The following is a 905-nucleotide window of genomic DNA, read 5'->3' as shown; positions in this document are numbered from 1 at the left end:
TGAACGCTTCTCATCCTGTGGTTCGCGGGTGAGGAGGGCGTCTGGTGGTCGGGGGCCGTAACGCGGCAGGGCCCCTGGTCGTTTCGGCTGGTGATCTCACTCGCCAACGTCTCGACACAGGAGCCCTGGTGGTCCCGTATCGTGCCATGCTCGACGTCCCGCACGAGGTCGTTGAGCACGTTTCCTGGCTCATCTACGCCCGAAGGTGTGAGCTGAACTCCCGCCGGCGCAGACTGGGCTGCTTCCGGCAGGCCCTGCTGGTCCTGGTGCACCTGCGCAAGAACGAGACCCTGGCCCAGGTCGCAGCGGGGTTCGGCGTCTCCACCGCCACCGCCGGCCGGTACGTGAGCGAAACGGTCGACATCCTTGCCGAGCGCGCCCCGAGCCTGCACGAGGCCCTGCGCGAGCTGCCGCCGGAGGAGTTCGTCATCCTCGACGGCACTCTGATCGCCACCGACCGCATCGCGGCGGACGAGCCGTACTACTCCATGAAGCACCGCCGTCACGGCATGAACGTGCAGGTCATGGCCGCCCCAGATGGAACACCTCTGTGGTTCTCGCGGGCGTTGCCCGGCCGCACGCACGACCTGACCGCAGCCCGCGCACACAGTGTGATCCAAGCCTGTCTGTCCCGTCAGCTCCTCGTCCTGGCCGACCGCGCCTACCAAGGCGCCGACGCCACTGTCCGCACTCCCTACTACCGCCACCACGAACTTCCCGAGCACTATCAGCAGTACAACCGGGAACACGCCCGGCTGCGAGCACCGGGCGAACGCGCCTTCGCCCGCCTCAAGCAATGGCGGATCCTCCGCAAGGCCCGGTGCAGCACCAACCGCATCGGGCGCACGGTCGCTGCCATTCACGCCATCGAGATCGCCTGGCACTCAGGGTGAGAAGCGTTCACT

General features: G+C 67.4%; 1 protein-coding gene. It reads left to right on the top strand.

The window, feature by feature from the left end; all coding sequences use genetic code 11:
* Positions 1 to 146: 146 nt before the first annotated feature.
* Positions 147 to 893: a transposase family protein gene (locus ABD358_RS28335; protein WP_425576445.1), complete on the top strand. Its 747-nt coding sequence runs from the start codon at positions 147 to 149 to the stop codon at positions 891 to 893.
* Positions 894 to 905: the final 12 nt, after the last annotated feature.

The sequence above is a fragment of the Streptomyces glaucosporus genome (assembly GCF_039533345.1).
Classification (GTDB): domain Bacteria; phylum Actinomycetota; class Actinomycetes; order Streptomycetales; family Streptomycetaceae; genus Streptomyces; species Streptomyces glaucosporus.
The sequence above is the reverse complement of the archived record's forward strand: the minus strand, read 5'-3'. Positions and strand labels throughout refer to the sequence as shown.